Source organism: Flavobacterium sp. C3NV, from assembly GCF_046825355.2.
Taxonomy (GTDB): domain Bacteria; phylum Bacteroidota; class Bacteroidia; order Flavobacteriales; family Flavobacteriaceae; genus Flavobacterium.
Genome location: NZ_JBKQBJ020000015.1, coordinates 118,379 through 136,945 on the forward strand (window position 1 = coordinate 118,379; position 18,567 = coordinate 136,945).

Genomic DNA, 18,567 nt, shown 5'->3' on the forward strand with positions numbered 1-18,567 from the left:
TTTAAATTGTTTTAAAAGGCTGTAAAAGCTATATTTCAATTATATTATCTTGAATGCGTTTAAGGCTGTTTTATTAAATAAGAATATGGTTTGACGTTTTATGTTTTTCAGTCAGCCATAGTTTTTCATCAATTAATCCTGCTAATTCCTTGATTGTATTCTTTTTATAAAGCTCATCGATGTTGATGCTTACTTCAAATTGCTTTTCTATTCGTTTTGTAACCGAAATGCCTTTGAGGGAATCCAAACCATACTCAAAGAAATCTTCTTCTGTGCCTATTCCTGAAATCCCAAAAAACTCTTCAAATAAGCTCGTGATCTCTTTTTCTGTAGCGGTTTCAGCAGCTTTGTAATTTTTATTGGCCAAAGAATCTTTATTTGTTCTTTTTTGAGGAACTGTATTTTTAACTTTCTCTGAAGTCTCATTAAAGACCAAAAGCTGTTTGATTTGACTGTATTTAAAACTGTTTTCAAAAGCCTGAGCAAACTCTTCAGGAGAAACAGTCTGGGCTGCTGTCGCAGAAATACCACATACATTTAACAAGGACCAGGATTTTGTATGAGCACTAATATTCAATACGATATCATCTAATAAAGCATAAGAGGCCGCGTAAGTTCCATAAGATATTCCTCCTGAAAAAACAGACATGCTGGAAATCACTTTTACAAAATCAAGATCTTTATTTTGCAGGATTTGATATAAATTCGAAATCCCATTTATTTTTTCAGAAAAATGAGCTTCCAACGTTTTTTGCGAAATAGATTCTATTACCGGAAAGTTTTCCAGACCCGTATTTCTTTCGGCGTAAATTAAACCGTCAATTTTACCGTAACGCAGCTCAATATCCTGAATTTCATTAGTTAATTTATCGAAGTCTAATAATGAACAATTGATATGAGTCAGTTTCCCGGAACTTCTGAAAACATCAAAAAGCTGATTATCTTCTTTTGGAGAATCGTAATCTTCTTGATTAATAAGAAAAACGTTTGCCTTATAATTTTCAATTAACTGACTCAGTATAATACGGTTATGTGCATGAAGTTCTCCAATCACCAGATAATTTCCTCCTGCTTTGATTTCTTTTTTACCCGAATGCTCTTGCACAACAGCTGGCAAAGGCTCAAAAGCACATTCCCATTTTCTTTTATTTCTATAGGCAATTCGAGAAAACTTCTTTTCCTTTTTTATTTCATTTACTATTAATTCACAAGTAAATGCATCGAAATTATCTACATCAATGCTGATGCTTTTCAAACCTGGGTTTTCTTCTGAAAAAACCTGTAAAACCGACGCTAATCCTGAAGTATAGTGGGCTTTTTCTCCGCCTAAAACTTCAATATTGTTTAAGCTTATATTGACAATTTTTAAAGGATTATCGACTAAATGCCCGCTTAATTCTTTAAGAATTGTGATAAAATCCTTTGTGGTTTTTATATATTCTGAATAATTCCCGTTTAGCCCTTTTGGTGAATCAACGCCCCAGCCATATATTACGGTCGAAAAAGCAAGATTGTTGTTCTTTAAATAATCAAACAGTGCTTTATAATCTTCCGGAGATTCTGGATTAATGCCAATTGAATTTCCGTCTACTCTAAACGTTTCTTCTTTATTTACTACGATTGTATCTACATTGTGTTTTGACAATATTGCAGCTAACTGTCCGGCCTTTTTTTCTTTGTCTATAAAAAGCAGCACGTTTTGGATTTCTTTTTCTTCGTGTTTACTTTCAACTGGGCAATATTTCCAGGATTGGTAATACAGATGTTTTTCCTGATTGTCGTTTTTCCTGATTTTATTCTGACTTAAATTCTGATAAGGCTTTACTCGAACTGGAAAGGTGTAATCATCAAAAGCATAAGTAGGTAACGATATTTTATTTCTTGTTTCCTGTTGATAGTAGGATTCCCAATTTAAACTGAATCCATAGCTGTTTAATTTTGAAATTGCTTTTAATAAAAATGCTTTATCACTGGTTTCTTCTTTAGGATGTTTTACGGTTTGGATAACAACATTCTCTTTTTCAGGACTATTAATCTGCCTGAACAATCCTGTAAGCGTTTTTCCCGGGCCAACTTCTACAAATACGGTATTACCCATATTGGTTAGTGTTTTTAAGCCTTTTGCGTAATAAACAGGTTCTAATAGATGTTTTATCCAATAATCAGAAGAAGATACTTCTTCATTAGTAATTAACTGTCCTGAAACATTTGAAATGTATTGAATTGAAGGTTTACTTAAAGTGATATTTAACAAATATTCTTTTAATTCGTCTACTATAGGAAGCACCATTTTTGAATGAAATGCATGAGACGTTTTGAGCTGTACACACGAAATATCATTTAAAAGACATAAAGCCTTTATATTTTCTATTTCATCCTGCGTTCCTGACATCACAAAATTACCCGGCGAGTTTACTGCTGCCAATGATACTCCTGCCAAAATCGTTTTATCAAATTTCTCGTAATCTGCTTCAATGCTAAGCATTATTCCTTCTTGTAAAGAAGACATTAGCTTTCCTCTTTTAACGATTAGCTTTAAGGCATCTTCAAAAGAAAAAACTTCACTTACGGCAGCTGCAACATATTCTCCTAAACTGTGTCCTATTAAATAATCAGGCTGGATTCCCCATTTGATAAGCGTTTTGGCCAATGCATATTCAAAAAGAAACAAAATAGGCTGTGTATATTCTGTAACGTTGATGAGAGAACTGTCGGCATGATTAAATAAAATTTCTTTGTAATTCGTATTGTCAATCTCAGATAAGATTTCAAAGCCTTGGTCAAGTATTTCTTTAAAGTATGCTTCTTCTTCGTACAACTCTGCTCCCATTTTATAGTATTGGCTTCCTTGTCCCGGAAACATAAATACTATTCTTTCTTTTTTATCAATCTCCTGATATGGGTTTTGTTTACTTTCTAATACCGCTATAGTTTCTTCGATATTTCTTTCAATTATGTATTTGGAATATCCAAATTGTTTTCTGCCGACTTGAAACGTATAAGCTAAATCTGCGAGGTTTGTATTTTTATTTTCCTTTAAAAACTTTGTTAATTTTGCCTCATAAGCCTCCAACGAACTAAGGGTTTTAGCTGAATATTGTATTAATTTATACGCTCTCTGGGCAGTTGATGATGCATTGTTACGGTTTTCGTTTTCCTGTAAAACGACATGAACATTTGTGCCGCCCACACCAAAACAGTTTACACCCGCAATTAATGGGATATTATTTTTTCTTTCCCATTTTTTAGTTTTGGTGACTACGGAGAATGGTCCGTTTTTGAAATTAATTAACGGATTCGTATTCTCGAAATTAATACTGGCCGGAATTATTCCGTTTTTTATCGATAAGGCTGTTTTTATAAGACTTACAACACCTGCAGCTTCATCTGAATGGCCTATATTAGATTTTACAGAACCTATATCGCATTTGTGATTTATGTCATTATCAAATGCTTTGTTTAAAGATTCAATTTCTATAGGGTCGCCTACTTTGGTAGCGGTGCCGTGAGCTTCGATATACGTTATGTCTTTAGATTGTATACCAGCAATTTTGTGAGCTAATTTTATGCATTCAACTTGTCCTTGAATACTTGGCATGGAATAACCCGGTTTACGATTACCATCATTATTCATGGCCGAAGCTTTAATTACGGCGTATATCTGATCGTTATCGTTTATTGCATCTTCTAATCTTTTTAAAACTACTAAGCCTGCACCTTCCGCGCCAATAGTTCCGGAAGCATCAGCATCAAATGTTTTGCAATGTCCGTCTATAGACTCAATCATCCCTTCCTGATACAAATATCCTACATCACTAAAGGAATTAACCCTGATTCCGCCAGTTACAGCCACATTGCACTCATTTAACAATAAGCTTCTGCAAGCCAAATGAATTGTACTTAAAGAGGTCGAACAAGCTGTGTCGACATAATAACATGGCCCTTTTAGGTTTAACTTAAAAGCTGCCATAGAAGCCATAAAACTAGGATCTGATAAATATGTTTTTGAAAAAGAATCTATAGAATTATCCTGTGATGTGGCTGCATAAAGGCTCCAATTCAGATCATTATGAGCTCCAACAAAAATCCCGATTTTCTTAGCGAATCTTTCTGTATCGCATCCGGCATCTTCCAGCGCTTCCCAAACGAGCTGGTGAAGAAGCCTTGTTTGAGGATTCATAAAATTAACCTCGGCAGGAGTGTATTTAAAAAAAGGATAATCAAAGCTTTCTACATTGTCTATAAATGAGGCAGCCTTTACATAATTTGCATTGGAAAGGTCTTTTTGCTGAACACCTAAATTTTCCAGTTCAGAATCTGAATAAAAGTGTATTAATTCCTTTTCATCCAATAAGTTCTTCCAAAACCCATCTATAGTGTCTGATTTCGGGAATCTTCCTGACATTCCAACAATAGCTATATCTTTTTTCATTTAGTAAATCACATTTAGTTTTTCGCGGCTTTATAAATCACTCATAAAATCCATCAATTCCTCTACATTTTCCATCTCATCTTTTTCTGTTTCAATTTCATACGATACTGCAGTCTGAGTTAAATTTTCTGCCAAAGTCCTGATGGTTGGATATTGGAAAAAAGAAATGATCTCTAACTCCACATTTAATGCAGCATTTACTATCGATAGCAGCTGAAAGGCTTTCATTGAATTACCTCCAATTTCAAAAAAGTTATCCTCTACACTTATCTGCTCTAATTTTAAATAATCGCTCCACAATACGGACAGTTTTTTTTCCATTTCGCTTTTAGGAGCTGCATAGTTTTTAGCTTTTGTTATTCCTCCATTCGGAAGAGGCAGTTTTTTAAAATCTATCTTACCACTAGGTGTTTGCGGAAAATCATCAAGCGTAACTATTTGCTGCGGAATCATATAGTGAGGCAGACGTAATCGAAGGAATTCTTTAACCTTTTCTTCTTCAATAGCACTCGCTGTTTTTATATAGGCTGCAATGAATGTCTGCTCTTTTTCTTCAAAAGCTGTTACTGCACATTGAACTACAGCTTTGTGCTGCAGGATTACATTTTCAATTTCTTTTAATTCTATTCGGTGTCCTTTAATTTTTACCTGGCTGTCTATCCTGCCTTGATATTCTAATTCGCCATCTGGTTTCCAACAAGCCAGATCACCTGTTTTGTATATTTTTTGGCCAGACTCAAAAGGATTATCTATAAACTTTGATTGTGTTAATTCATCATTATTTAAATACCCTAGAGAAACTCCGTCGCCTCCTATACACAATTCTCCCGAAACACTTACCGGACATAACTGGTTAAAGGCATCCAGAATGTAAATTTTTGTGTTTGAAATAGGATTGCCAATAGTAATATCGCTGCTGGTTTTTACCGTTTTTACAGAAGACCAAATGGTTGTTTCTGTTGGCCCGTACATATTGTGAATGCCGGTTTTTATTTCGCTGATTAGTTTTTCTGCAAGTGATTTTTTTAAGGCTTCACCACCAACTAAAAGTGTTTTTATTTGTTGTAATGCTTCTTTGGTTTTAACATCCAGCAAAAGCTCCTCATAAAACGATGGAGTGGCTTGCATGTGTGTAACCTTATATTGGTGGATAAGTGCTGCTGTATCTTGCTCTTTGGTTAATCTTTTCATTCGTTCAACAATACAATCATATTGTACTTTAGATCTTCGCACCATTTCTTTTAAACGGAACAAATGATCCAGATTTTCCAGCACCATTTTTTCCTCAACGCCAAAATCAATTAAACAAGCTATTTCATCTACTTTAATACTGTAAGCTTTGTTTATTATTTCCAGACATTTTTCGGGTGTTCCAAACAAGCTTCCGCTTTTGTAATATCTTAAGAATCCCATATCCAGTAACTTTTCAGCATCTGCATTTAAATCCAGTCCCTGTTCTTCGGCAATAGGCTTTAAAAGATCTAAGGAGTTTTTGAGATAGTTTTTAAAAGGTTCTTCAACAATTTTTTTAACCAAATCTTCGTCGTCACTTACATACGTGTGCAGCATTAAAGCAACTTTTCCTTTTTCTGGATCAAATCCGTTATCTTGAAGGCTTTGTCTGTAGACTTCTATTTTTTCGCCTAAATCTTCCATACTCTGACCTAATAAATGTGTCAGAACGTTTGAGCCAATACTTCCGGCATATTTAAATGTCTCTACACTTCCGGCTGCGGTAATCCATATAGGGACTTCTTTTTGTATTGGCTTGGGATGAATTGTAAATTCAAAATCTTTTCCTATTCCGTTCTTACGAATTAGGGAATCGCCTCTCCATAAGTTTTTTAGTACTTCTATTTTTTCGCGCATCAATTGATGACGATTTTGATAATTATCTGGTGCTAAAACAAAATCATTGGGATGCCATCCTGAAGCGATTGATAATTCTACTCTTCCTTCAGATAAATTATCGATCATCGACCATTCTTCGGCAACTCTAACAGGGTCATGCAGTGGCAGCACGACACTTCCTGAACGAAGTTTTATGTTTTTAGTAATGGTCGAAACCGCTGCAGCTGCTATAGATGGATTAGGAAATTGGTCTCCAAAATCATGAAAATGTCTTTCCGGAACCCAAATAGCCTTAAAACCATGTTTATCAGCGTACACCGCTCCTTCTGTAAGCAGTTTGTATTTATTGCTTTCGGCACTTGTTCCGGAAGGAAAGTAAAACAAACTGAAATCCATTTCGGGTTTGGGCTGCGCATACACTGGTCTTTCTAGATGAATTACTACTTTACATCCGCGGGTTAAAGTCCATAATAATTCTAACACAGAAATATCAAAACTTATACTGGTCATGGCTAGCCAGACATCATCTGGAGAAGATTGTGTAAACTTCTGGTTCATTGCTTCCATAAAACTAGTTAGGTTTTTATGGGATATCTTTACTCCTTTTGGCTTACCGGTAGATCCTGAAGTATAAATAACGTATGCCAATGATGTGTTTTCAATTTTAGGCAGAGGAGATTCTTCCTGTATCTCCATATTTTGTGAATCGACACAAATGACATTTACATTTTTAGAAATCATGTCTTTTGTATGCTGGTCTGCCAGAACAATTTTGGTATTACTCTGCTTTAGAATGTAATCGATCCTGTCTAAAGGATAAAATGGATCTAATGGCAGATAAGCTCCTCCTGACTTTAATATTCCCAGAATGGCTGTCATCATTTCCATAGAACGTCCCAAACAAACGCCTACCATAGTGTTTGGCATTACTCCTTGTTTATGAAGGTATAAAGCCAATTGTGTTGATTTTTCATCAAGTTCTTTATAGCTCATTTCAACACCTTCGCATACCAAAGCTGTCTTTTCCGGAAATCTTACTGCCTGCTTTTGAAATGCCGCAATATTTGTTTCCTCCTGATCGTATTGATGTGCCGTATTATTGAATTTATATAACAATTGCTCTGTTTGGTCTGCATTCAGATACTTTATGTATTTGATATAGATATGAGAATTATCGATACTTTGTGCCAGGAAGTTTTCATAATTAACAGCCAGGTTCTCTATAAATTTTTTCTCAAACAGGTCTGTATTATACTCTATAGATAAACTCAAATTATCTTTGTCTTCAAAAAAAGTAAAGGTGATATCGTATTTGCTTACTGTACTTTCGAAATTGTTGTAAAACGAACATTTTAACCCATCAAAACCCGATTCAAAACCAACTGATTCGTCATTCTTTTGCTGATGTGCTATCAAAATATCAAACAAAGGCGAACGGCTTATATCCCTTGTCAAATTAAGGTTATCAACCAATTGGTCGAATGAATAGCCGGAATTCGAATACGCTTCTTCTAAAATTTGCTTCTGCTGCTTAAATAAAGCCTGAAAAGAGCTGTTCTCTTCAAATTGCATGCGAATAGGCAGCGTATTAATGTACAGACCAATCTGGTTTTGAAGCTCGGCATAATTTCTGCCGGAAACAGGAGTTCCTAAAATAATGTCGGTTTGAGAAGTATATCGGTACAATAAACCGTTGACTGCGGCCATCAGCGACATGAAAAGGGTTCCTTTGTTTTCGCTTGAAAACGCTCTTGCTTTCTTTAAATTTTCTTTGCCTATTGAATGTACATAAGCAGCACCATTATAGGTTTTTATAACTGGTCTTGGTTGATAAACAGGTAAGTTGATAAGAGGCAATTCGCCTGAAAATTTTTCGAGCCAGTATTTTTCTGCACTTTTTACATTTTCTTTATCGTTAACCCACTCCGCATAATCTTTAAATTGTATTGCCAGTACTGGTAAACTAACCGGATTCTCTGAGTTTATATTATTATAGATTTGTGCTAAATCCGACAATAAAATCTCTAAAGAAGCCCCATCTGATATGATATGATGTATGTTAATGCATAAGTAGTTTTCAGTATTACTTTTGCGTAATAACAATATTTTCAGGAAAGAAGATTCCTTTAAGGCAAACGGTGCTTTTATAAACTGAGTTATTTTATCCTTAGTTTCTTCTTCTGAACCGGCATTCTGTATTTCTATCTGTAAATTGGTTTCTTCTAAAACTTTCTGAGCTATTACTCCGTTTTCCTGAACTACAAAATGTGTTCTTAGAATTTCATGACGCTTTACCAGTTCATTAACCGCCTGCTGCAATTGATTCGCATTTATATCTCCTTCTAATTTTAAGATAAGAGGCAAGTTGTACGCGCTGTTTATATTTTCCATTTGGCATAGAATCCAAAATCTCAATTGCGAAGATGTGAGCGGATACATCTCTTTTAGAGTTGCCTGTGGAATTTCAGTTACTTGATTTTGTAATGCTCCTAAATTTTCTATATGCGCTACTATAGATTCAATTGTGGGATTACTTAAAAACAGTTCGAATGTGATCTCCACGGCTAAATCGGTTTTTATGCGATTCAACATTTTATGCATCTTAAGGCTATGCCCGCCTAATTCAAAAAAATTATCGAAAATCCCCACTTTATCAACACCAAGGAGTTCTTTCCATATTGCTGATAATTGTTTTTCTAAGGCTGTTTCCGGAGCTGTATATTTTGCGGTAATTAATGCATTGTCATCAATTTCTGGTAATGCTTTTTTATTGATTTTTCCGTTAGATGTCAGCGGGATTGCATCTACTAAAATGATATAAGAAGGCACCATATAATCCGGAAGAACCTTACCTAATTCTTTCTTAAGGTAAAACCTGTCTATAGGTTCATTTGCAGCAACATAAGCAGCTATAAATTGTTCATTCCCTTTAGTTACAACCTCAACAAAGGATTGAGTTACAGATTCCTGCATTGATATAGCACCTTTTATTTCGGCTAATTCTATCCTGTATCCTCTAATTTTTACCTGATCATCATTTCTTCCTAAATATATAATGCTGCCTGTATAGTCTTGGTATGCTAAATCGCCTGTTTTATAGAGGTTCCCTGCTTTTTGAAACGGATTGGCAATAAATCGCTCGTTAGTAAGATCAGGCAGGTTTAAGTAACCTAATGCTAAATGTTCGCCCCCAACATAAATTTCTCCAATTACTTTTTGCGGCACTGGCTGGTGGTTCTTATCTAACAAATAGATAGTTGTATTGGCAACGGGTTTTCCTATTGGAACATAGGACGGAATGTCGTTTTCTTCTTCACACATTGTACAACTTGTCACAACGTGGGTTTCTGAAGGACCGTAATGGTTATGTAATTTTACTTTAGGATTCTCTAACAGGAATTTTTCTAATGCACTGCTTAAGATTAATTGCTCTCCTGAAGATATAATATGTTTAATCTTATGATTTTTAATAAAGCTTTCTTCTAAAGAGTCAAAAAAGTTAATCAATGCCGAAAACGGAAAGCACAGTACTTCAATAGCATTGAATGCAACGTAATTTGAAAGCTCTTTAAAATCAATTTTCATTGATTCTGGAGTTACATACAGCGTTCCGCCTGTACTGAGTACAAACCAGCAATCTTGCAGCGAAACATCAAAACTGAAAGAAGTGTATTGTAAATGTTTTAATCCTGATTCAATTCCAGAATCATAAATATTCCATTGAATTAAGTTACTCAGCATTCGGTGCGTTTGTACAACTCCTTTAGGGTTTCCTGTAGATCCCGAAGTATAAATGATGAAAGATGCATCATCTAGCTGATTTACAATATTTAGATTTGCAGTATTCCATTCTGAAAATTCAAATTGATCTAAATTGATTATTTCCGCTTTTTCGGATAATTCTTCTGCTGCTATATCTGCCGCCGAAATTATTATTTCTATTGCAGCATCTTCTAGAATATATTTTTTACGCTCTGCATTGTATTTATAATCAACTGGGACATAACAAGCTCCAGATTTTATAACGCCTATCATAGCCAGAACATTGAAATGAGAACGTCCTAAGTAGACTCCAACATTGGTTTTGACAGTTACACCATGTTTTTCACGCAGACAATGCGCCAGCTGATTGGTGTATTCATTAATTTGTTTATATGTTAGGGTAATATCTTCATATTGTAGGGCAATATTTTCCGGTGTACGTTTTACCTGATTTTCAAAAAAATCGATTACACTCCTTTTTACATATTTTCCCGTTTCGGATTCTTGTTTTAGTATTCCTTCGTTTTCTGTCAGGTAATTTATTGCGGCTATGGTTTGCTTGTGTTCTGTCAGCAATAAATGGATCATCTTTTCATAGTGCCTGATAAACTGTACGATAAGAGCTTCTTCAAATAAATCAGTATTGTATTCCAATTTAAATGTGATAACATTATTTGGTGCTTCATCTGCATAAAATAATAAATCAAATTTGCTTGTTGTATTTTTGTCCTTTGTTATAGACTGAAGATCTTCGCTGTTATTGAAAGTATTCTCTCTAAATTCTTTTGATGAAACAACTAACATTACATCAAAAAGAGGATTTCTTGACGGGTCTTTCTTTAAATTCAAATCCTTTACCAACTCTTCAAAAGGATATTGCTGATTAACATACGAATCTAATACGCCTTGTTTTACTTTTGAAAAGAAAGCATCGAAAGAATCCGAATGTTCGAGTACGTTTCTAATTGCCAGCGTATTGGTATAAAACCCTACTTGGTTTTGTAAATCTGCATGTTCTCTGGCCGCAACAGGTGTGCCTATTATGATGTCGTCAGCTCCTGTATACCTGCTCAACATGATATGCAGTGTTCCTAACATTACCATGAATAGAGAAGCATTATTTTGATCTGCATACGCTTTTAATAACGCCGAGGTATGGCTGCTAAAATTAGTTTTAAGAGTCTGTCCGTTGTATGTTTTTACAACTGGGCGTGTCTGCTTTAAAGGAAATTCTAAAACCGGAATCTCATTACTGCATTTTTCTCTCCAATAGGCTTTTTGTTTTTGAAGCGATTCACTATTTAATTGCTGCAAATGCCAAGCACTATAATCTTTGTACTGAATTCTTAAAGCTGGTAATGCTGGTTTTATATTTTGGCTAAAAGCCTGATAGCTCGTTAGGATTTCTCTTTTTAATACAGGAATTGACCAGGCATCGCAAATTATGTGGTGTAAATTACAGTAAAAGACATATTCATCATCTTTGTATTGTAGTATAGCGGCTCTCAGCAATGGCCCTTTTTCCAGATTAAACGGTGTTGCGGCATCCTTTTTAATATAGTTATTGACTTTATCTAAAGAATGATCATACTTTCTGTAATCTTCGAACCTGATTTCAAAAGTTACTTCAGATTCCGGCAATACATATTGTCTTAACTCCTGATTTTCATCTAAATTAAATACAGTACGCAATATTTCATGTCTCTTTATAACATGATGAAGTGCTTCTTTAAAAAAGGGTACTTGATAAGTTCCTTTTAATAAAATTTCAAAAGGCATATTGTATGCAGCAGAAGCTTGGTTAGACTGTGATTCAAGCCATATTCTAAGCTGGGCATTAGATACTGCATAAGAGGAATCAATCGCTGTTTTAGGTATTTCTGTAAACTTGTTTTTTGTAGAAATAGAAGACAAATAAGCAATAACTTCCTGTTTGTGCTTTTTAAGAAGCTCGAGTGTTTCGTCATCAATATGGTCATGAAGCAATGTAATCTCTAATTGATTTTCAATTAGTTTTAACACAACTCCTTTTTCTCTGAGTTCTTTAATAAAAAAGATTATTTCCATATTGAATTATATTACTATTTTCTTAACCGATTGACTGTAATCAGCTTCTTCAAGCCATTTTGCATTTTCAATATTCAGTGCTAAATTCTGAATCGTAGGACGCACAAAGAGTTCCTGTAAACTGATAGTCACATCAAATTGTTTATGTAAGATTGACAGCAGTTCTGTTGCTTTTAAACTATGTCCGCCCAGTTCAAAAAAGTTGTCTGTTATTCCTACTTTGTCTACACCTAGTATTTCCTGCCACATGGTTACAATCTGCTTTTCTGTTTCAGATTCAGGAGCGACATAATGTGAGGTTTTGATTTTATGAACTTCCAGTTCTAAAAGCGCTGTTTTGTCTACTTTACCATTTGGCGTTAACGGAATTTCATCCAATAAAAGATAATAGGTTGGTAACATGTAACCTGGCAGTTTTTGCGACAGCTTGCTGCGTACTTTCTGAATATCAATCTTTTCTCCTTTTAAATAAGAAACAATTTGTTTTTCTCCAGCATGATCCTTGGAAAGCACTACTGCACTACCAACCGATTCGTCTTCTTCCAGTGCATGTTCTATTTCTCCAAGCTCTATACGGTAACCGCGAATTTTTATTTGATGATCTTTTCTGCCTATAAAACCGATGTTTCCATCAGGCATCCAATATCCCAAATCGCCTGTACGATACATTACTTTATCAGGGTTAAAAGGATTTGGAACAAATTTTTCCTTCGTCAGTTCAGGCTTGTTCAGATAGCCTAATGACAATCCTTTTCCGGAGATACAGAGTTCGCCAACTAATCCTTCTCCTTGTAATGATAATTCGTCAGATAGTATATAAAATTGTGTATTCGAAATAGGTTTTCCTATAGGAAGTGAATGTTCATGAATTTTATCGATTCTATAACAACTACTATAGGTTGTATCTTCTGAAGGACCATAGAGATTTCTAATCTCTACAGGATATTGAATCAGGCTGTTACTCAATCCAATTGGAATAGGTTCTCCGGCCATGTTTATAACCGTCACATTTTTTAGCGACACTTCTCTTTCCAGCAAATTATCTATTACCGAAGGAACTGTATTGATTAATATCTTTTGATCCTTGTTTACATAATCGGAAATGGATAATCCGTTTGTAATAATTCTAATTTTCTTTCCTATAGACAGCGGATAAAACATTTCAAAAACAGACAAATCAAAACAATGAGACGTTGCTGCATATAGAATGTCAAAATCAGCAGAAGCAAATTCCTGCATACTCCAATCTAAAAAAGCCACTGCATTATCATGTGTCAGCATTACTCCTTTAGGTTTACCTGTAGAGCCAGAAGTATATATTAAGTAAGCTAATGAATTGGGAATTATTTTAATTTTAGGCAGCTCCGTCACTGGTACATTCGCCTGTTCAAAATCCTGCAGTAGTTTTTCTGCTATAGTTATTTTACAAGAACTGTCCTGTTCTATGTAGACAATTCGGTCTTCCGGATAATTTAAATCTATAGGAACGTAAGCCGCTCCGGTTTTTAATACCGCTAATATTGATATGATTAACCATTCGTCTCTTTTTAGCTTTACACCAACAAAATCTCCCGGTTTTACCACGTAGTTATCCAATAAATATTGTGCTAATTGATTGGATTTTTGCTGTAGTTCTCTATAAGTAACTATTTTGTTTTCAGAAATAAGTGCAATGTCATCTGGTGTTTTAATACATTGAGATTCTACTAAATCTACAATTGTTTTATTATCTGAATAGTCACTGTCTGCTGCGTTGTAAACGTGCAATAATCGCTGTTTTTCTTCATTTCCAACATAGTCAATTTTAGCAATACTACTTTCTGGTTTTTCTATACCTTCAGCAATAAACTTTTCAAAATAATGCAATAGTTTTTGAACAAATTTTGATGTATATATATCAGTATTATAAGTAAGCGTTACGCTTAAACTGTCTTTTTCTTCTACAAAAGAAAAACTCAAATCAAACTGGCTGGACTTCTTTTGTACTTTATTATAGGATGAGATTTCTATTTCTGAAAAAGTTTCTTCTTTAGAAAAAATATCCTGCTGATTATGCAAAACCACCATAATATCAAACAATGCTGATCTTGAAAGGTCTCTTTTTAATGATAATTGTTCAACCAGAACATCAAAAGGATAAGATTCGTTTGCATAGCCATCCAGAAGTACCTTTTTTTGTTTTTCTAATAAACTGCCATACGTATCTGCAGCTTCAAAACGTGTACGAATGGCTATTGTATTGAGGTAAAGTCCTATTTGATATTCTAAGTCTGAATGATGTCTTCCTGCTACCGGAGTTCCGATTATGATATCGGTTTGGCCGCTGTATCTGTAAAACAATCCGTTTAATCCGGCCATTAATGCCATAAACAGAGTAGCTCCGTTTTGTTGGGAAAAGCTTTTTAAACCAGCTGTAAAATCGGCAGGAAAAGTATATGAAATACTATCTCCATTATACGTTTTTACTTTTGGGCGGTTGGCCATTGTCGATAATTCCAATACAGGAAGATCGTTTGCAAATTGCTCCAGCCAATAAGTTCCTGATTGGGCTAATTTTTCCTGATTTGATGCACTGTTATACCAATACGCATAATCTTTATACTGAATAGGCAGCTCTGGCAGCGCTATTGTTTTGGATTGTTTAAAATTATTGTATTGCGCTACTATTTCTCTCGAAAGTATTTCCATAGACCAGCCATCACCCACAATATGATGAAGATTGAACAACAACAAATGATGTTCATCGCTGAAACTTATAATTTTAACTTTAAGTAATGGTGCTTTATCCAGATTGAAAGGATGGTCAATATGGCTGCTTATTATTGCCGAAACATCTTCATCTGGTAATGCATGATGTACGTTCACCAGACAGGCAGCTTCATACGCAGGCAGAATATATTGATGTAATGTTCCCCATTCATCTCTTTTAAAAGCAGTACGAAGGCTTTCATGACGTTCAATCAGTTTATCTACTGATTTTTGAAATAATGAAATATCTAATGCCCCTTTCAATTCCAGTACATTCGTAATATTATAAGCTGCACTTCCACCATCAAATTGGCTTAAAGTCCATAATCGTCTTTGTGAAGAAGTCGCAGGATAGTATTCCTGCTCCGGTGCTTTAGTAAGCACCTCTCTGGAAGATGCATGTAATTTTTCTACCATTCCCATTATGGTAGGGCTTTCAAAAACGTCTTTTACCTTTAATTCATAACCCAGCTTTTCTAATTCGTTTATCAGCCTAAGTATCTTCAAACTGTGCCCGCCTAAGTCAAAAAAGCTAGTTGTGATTCCTATTTTAGATATTCCTAAAATCTCTTCCCATATCAATGCTATTTGAGATTCAAGTTCGTTTCTTGGTGCAGTATACTCCGCATTTTTTATGCCTAAATCTTCTATAGCCAGCAGTGCGTGCTTATCAATTTTTCCGTTAGGTGATAAAGGAATTGAATCCAGTTCTATATAGAATCCGGGAATCATGTATTCCGGCAAACGGCTTCTTAAGGAATTTTTTAATCCTTCGACATTTATATTTTTACCTGTTAGATAAGCGATAAGAACTTTCTCTCCAGCATGCTCTTTAATGAGCACTACTGCGTTGGTTACTGTTTTATCTTCTTTTAAAGCATATTCTATTTCGCCAAGTTCTACACGGTAGCCGCGAATCTTTATTTGGTGATCTTTACGGCCAATAAAATTCACGTTACCATCTGGTGTCCAATAGCCAAGATCTCCAGTACGATACATTAATGCATCAACGCTGAAAGGATTTGCTGTAAACTTCTCTCTGGTTAGTTCAGGCTGATTCAAATAACCCGCCGCTAATCCTTTTCCGGAAATACAGATCTCACCCACAATTCCAACAGGACTTAATTGTGCAGCATCAGGTTCAATAATATAAACTTGTCTGTTTGCTATAGGTTTACCAATAGGAATCGTAACTTCTTTATTTGTTATTTGATGATACGTTGCACAAACTGTACTTTCTGTAGGGCCATAAGTGTTATACACACAAACTTTATCCCATAGGTTATTGACATAATCTGCTTGTAATGTGTCACCGCCGCTAATGAGTATTCTTATGTTAAGATTGAACTTGTTATATACCGCATTTAAATATTGCAAGGCATACGGATTCGTACTTAAAACTGTTATTTTATGGCGTTCGCAAAGGCTGAATAATTCTTCGAAGTCACCTTTTTCTTCATGAAATACTAACGTTCCTCCACTTATAAGAATTGGAAATATTTCTTCTATAGAAGTATCAAAAGAAATACTGGCTTGCTGTACTACACTATCTTTTGGTGTTAATTGAAAATGATTTTTAAAAGTTATTACGTAGTCTGCAAAAGATTCATGTGTAATTTGAACTCCTTTAGGATTTCCTGTTGATCCCGAAGTATATATTACATAAGCTAAATCTTTTTGAGTTATTGCAGCTGTATATAGTGCAGGATAATTATGTGAGTTACTTTTAAACGCTGCTAATATTTCGCTATTGATAATCAGTTTACAGGCGCTGTCTTGCTGTATATAATTTTTACGTGCTTCAGGATATGCAGGATCTATAGGTACATATACAGCTCCGGTTTTTAGTAAGCCGATGATGGTAATAATAGTCCCCGAATTTCTTTCTAACTCTATTCCAACAAAATCACCTTTTTTTACATTGAATTGCTGCTCCAGGTAATTGGCCAATTTATTACTGTATTCTTCTAAATAAGCATAGCTGCTTTTTTCTCCTTGGTGAATGAATGCCGTTTGATTTGGATTTTCCTTGGCTATTGATTCTATAAGGTTCACAACCGTTAAGGAACAATCATAAGGAGTTAAAGCATGATTGAATTCGTTAAGAATCGTATTTTTTTCTGCTGGAGATACAATTTCAATAGCATTAATTGCTAAATCCGGTTTTCGAATACCCGCATTTACAAATACTTCAAAATGATTTAATAAATTAACTATAAAAGTTTCTTCGTAGATATCTGTATTGTATTCTACACTAAGCGATAATCCTTTTTCATTTTCTACAAATACAAAACTTATATCTAACTGGCTTACTTCTCTTTCTACTTCATTGTAGTGAGAAGCCACAACTCCGTTTATTCCTTTCTGATCGTTTATTTCCAATCCCTGGTGATTTTGCAATAACACCATAATGTCAAAGAAGGGTGATCTGCTTTGGTCTTTAGGAAGTGATAATTGATTTACAATTGCTGTAAAAGGATATTCTTTGTTTTCATAAGCTTTTATAAGCGTCTGCTTTTGTTGCTGCATCAGCTTCAGGAAGCTGTCTTCTTTTTCAAATTGTGTACGAATCGCCAAAGCATTTGAGTACAATCCTATTTGATTTTCTAAATCTGAATGCTCTCGTCCAGCAACAGTAGTACCCAATGTTATATCGGTCTGACCTGTATATCTTGAAAACAATCCGTTAAGACCTCCAAGTAATAACATAAACAAGGTCATCTGCTGTTCTCTGGCAAATGCATTTAAGTCTCCTAAAAACTGTTTCGAAAATTCATGCTGATGGATTTGCCCTTTATAGGTTTTCATAACCGGACGTTTTCCCGGAACTAAATTCAATGCCGGACAGTTTGTTTCAAACTGCTTTTTCCAGTATTCTAATTTGCTGTTATATTCAGTGCTTACAAGCTTTTCGTTAAGCCATTCGCTGTAATCTTTGTATTGTATAGGAAGTTCGGATAATTTTATTTCCTGATTACCAGCCAAACTATTATAAACTACCATGACTTCTCTGGTAAGTATTTGTAATGACCAGCCATCTCCTATAATATGGTGAAGATTGAACAAGAGAATGTGTTCTTCTTCATTTCTCTTAAATAATGTGGCACTTAATAAAAGACCTTTCTCTAAATCAAAAGCTTTTTGGTATTGTTGTTTTATTTGCTGATGAAGCTGCTCAATAGAAGAATTTTCTACAATTACCGTTTGAAGCTTAAATTCTATTTCCTCATTTCTCAGGATGTACTGTTGTATTTCTTCGTTTTGATTTTTTCTAAAAACGGTTCTAAGTGATTCGTGTCTTACTATTACCTGTTTAAATGCTTTTTCCAGAAGTGCACTATCCAATTTTCCGTCCAGCTTTAATGTCGAAGTAATGTTATAGGCTTTGTTTCCTCCCAGATGTTCATGAATAAACCACATGAAGTATTGCGTTGGAGTCAAGGCGTAACTTTCTATTACTTTAGCTTTTGGAATTGAAGTATTTGAAGATATCAAACTGATTAAATATGCTTTGTGCTCTTTAATTTCTTCTAATAATTCTTTTGTTAATACTCCTTTTGCAGCATTTACCTTAAGATTACCATCAATTATTTTCAACTGAACTCCCAAAGAAGTAAGTTTATTTATAATTTCATTCTTCATAAAAAAACAGTTTAAATCTAGTATTAAACAAACAGCTTCGCTATCCTCAACAACTGTAATTTGTT

Annotated in this window: 3 protein-coding genes; all 3 read right to left on the reverse strand. The window is 34.7% G+C overall.

Going from position 1 to position 18,567, the window contains the following annotated elements; genetic code table 11:
• Positions 1–73 precede the first annotated feature (73 nt).
• From ACIDC4_RS19435 to ACIDC4_RS19445, 3 genes are read right to left on the reverse strand one after another with little or no spacing between them, the layout of a single operon-like run.
• Positions 74–4,432, reverse strand: coding sequence for a beta-ketoacyl synthase N-terminal-like domain-containing protein (locus ACIDC4_RS19435; RefSeq protein ID WP_412044018.1), 4,359 nt, complete (start codon positions 4,430–4,432; stop codon positions 74–76).
• A gap of 30 nt (positions 4,433–4,462) precedes the next feature.
• Positions 4,463–12,112 carry an amino acid adenylation domain-containing protein gene (locus ACIDC4_RS19440; RefSeq protein ID WP_412044019.1) on the reverse strand — a complete coding sequence of 2,550 codons (7,650 nt, stop codon included), beginning with the start codon at positions 12,110–12,112 and terminating at the stop codon, positions 4,463–4,465.
• 6 nt (positions 12,113–12,118) lie between these two features.
• Positions 12,119–18,502, reverse strand: a complete 6,384-nt coding sequence (locus ACIDC4_RS19445; RefSeq protein ID WP_412044020.1) for an amino acid adenylation domain-containing protein — start codon at positions 18,500–18,502, stop codon at positions 12,119–12,121.
• Positions 18,503–18,567 lie beyond the last annotated feature (65 nt).

Excerpts from the sequence above, each read along its gene's own strand:
- ACIDC4_RS19435 (WP_412044018.1), bottom strand. The coding sequence starts at position 4,432 with ATGAAAAAAGATATAGCTATTGTTGGAATGTCAGGAAGATTCCCGAAA.
- ACIDC4_RS19440 (WP_412044019.1), bottom strand. The coding sequence starts at position 12,112 with ATGGAAATAATCTTTTTTATTAAAGAACTCAGAGAAAAAGGAGTTGTG.
- ACIDC4_RS19445 (WP_412044020.1), bottom strand. The coding sequence starts at position 18,502 with ATGAAGAATGAAATTATAAATAAACTTACTTCTTTGGGAGTTCAGTTG.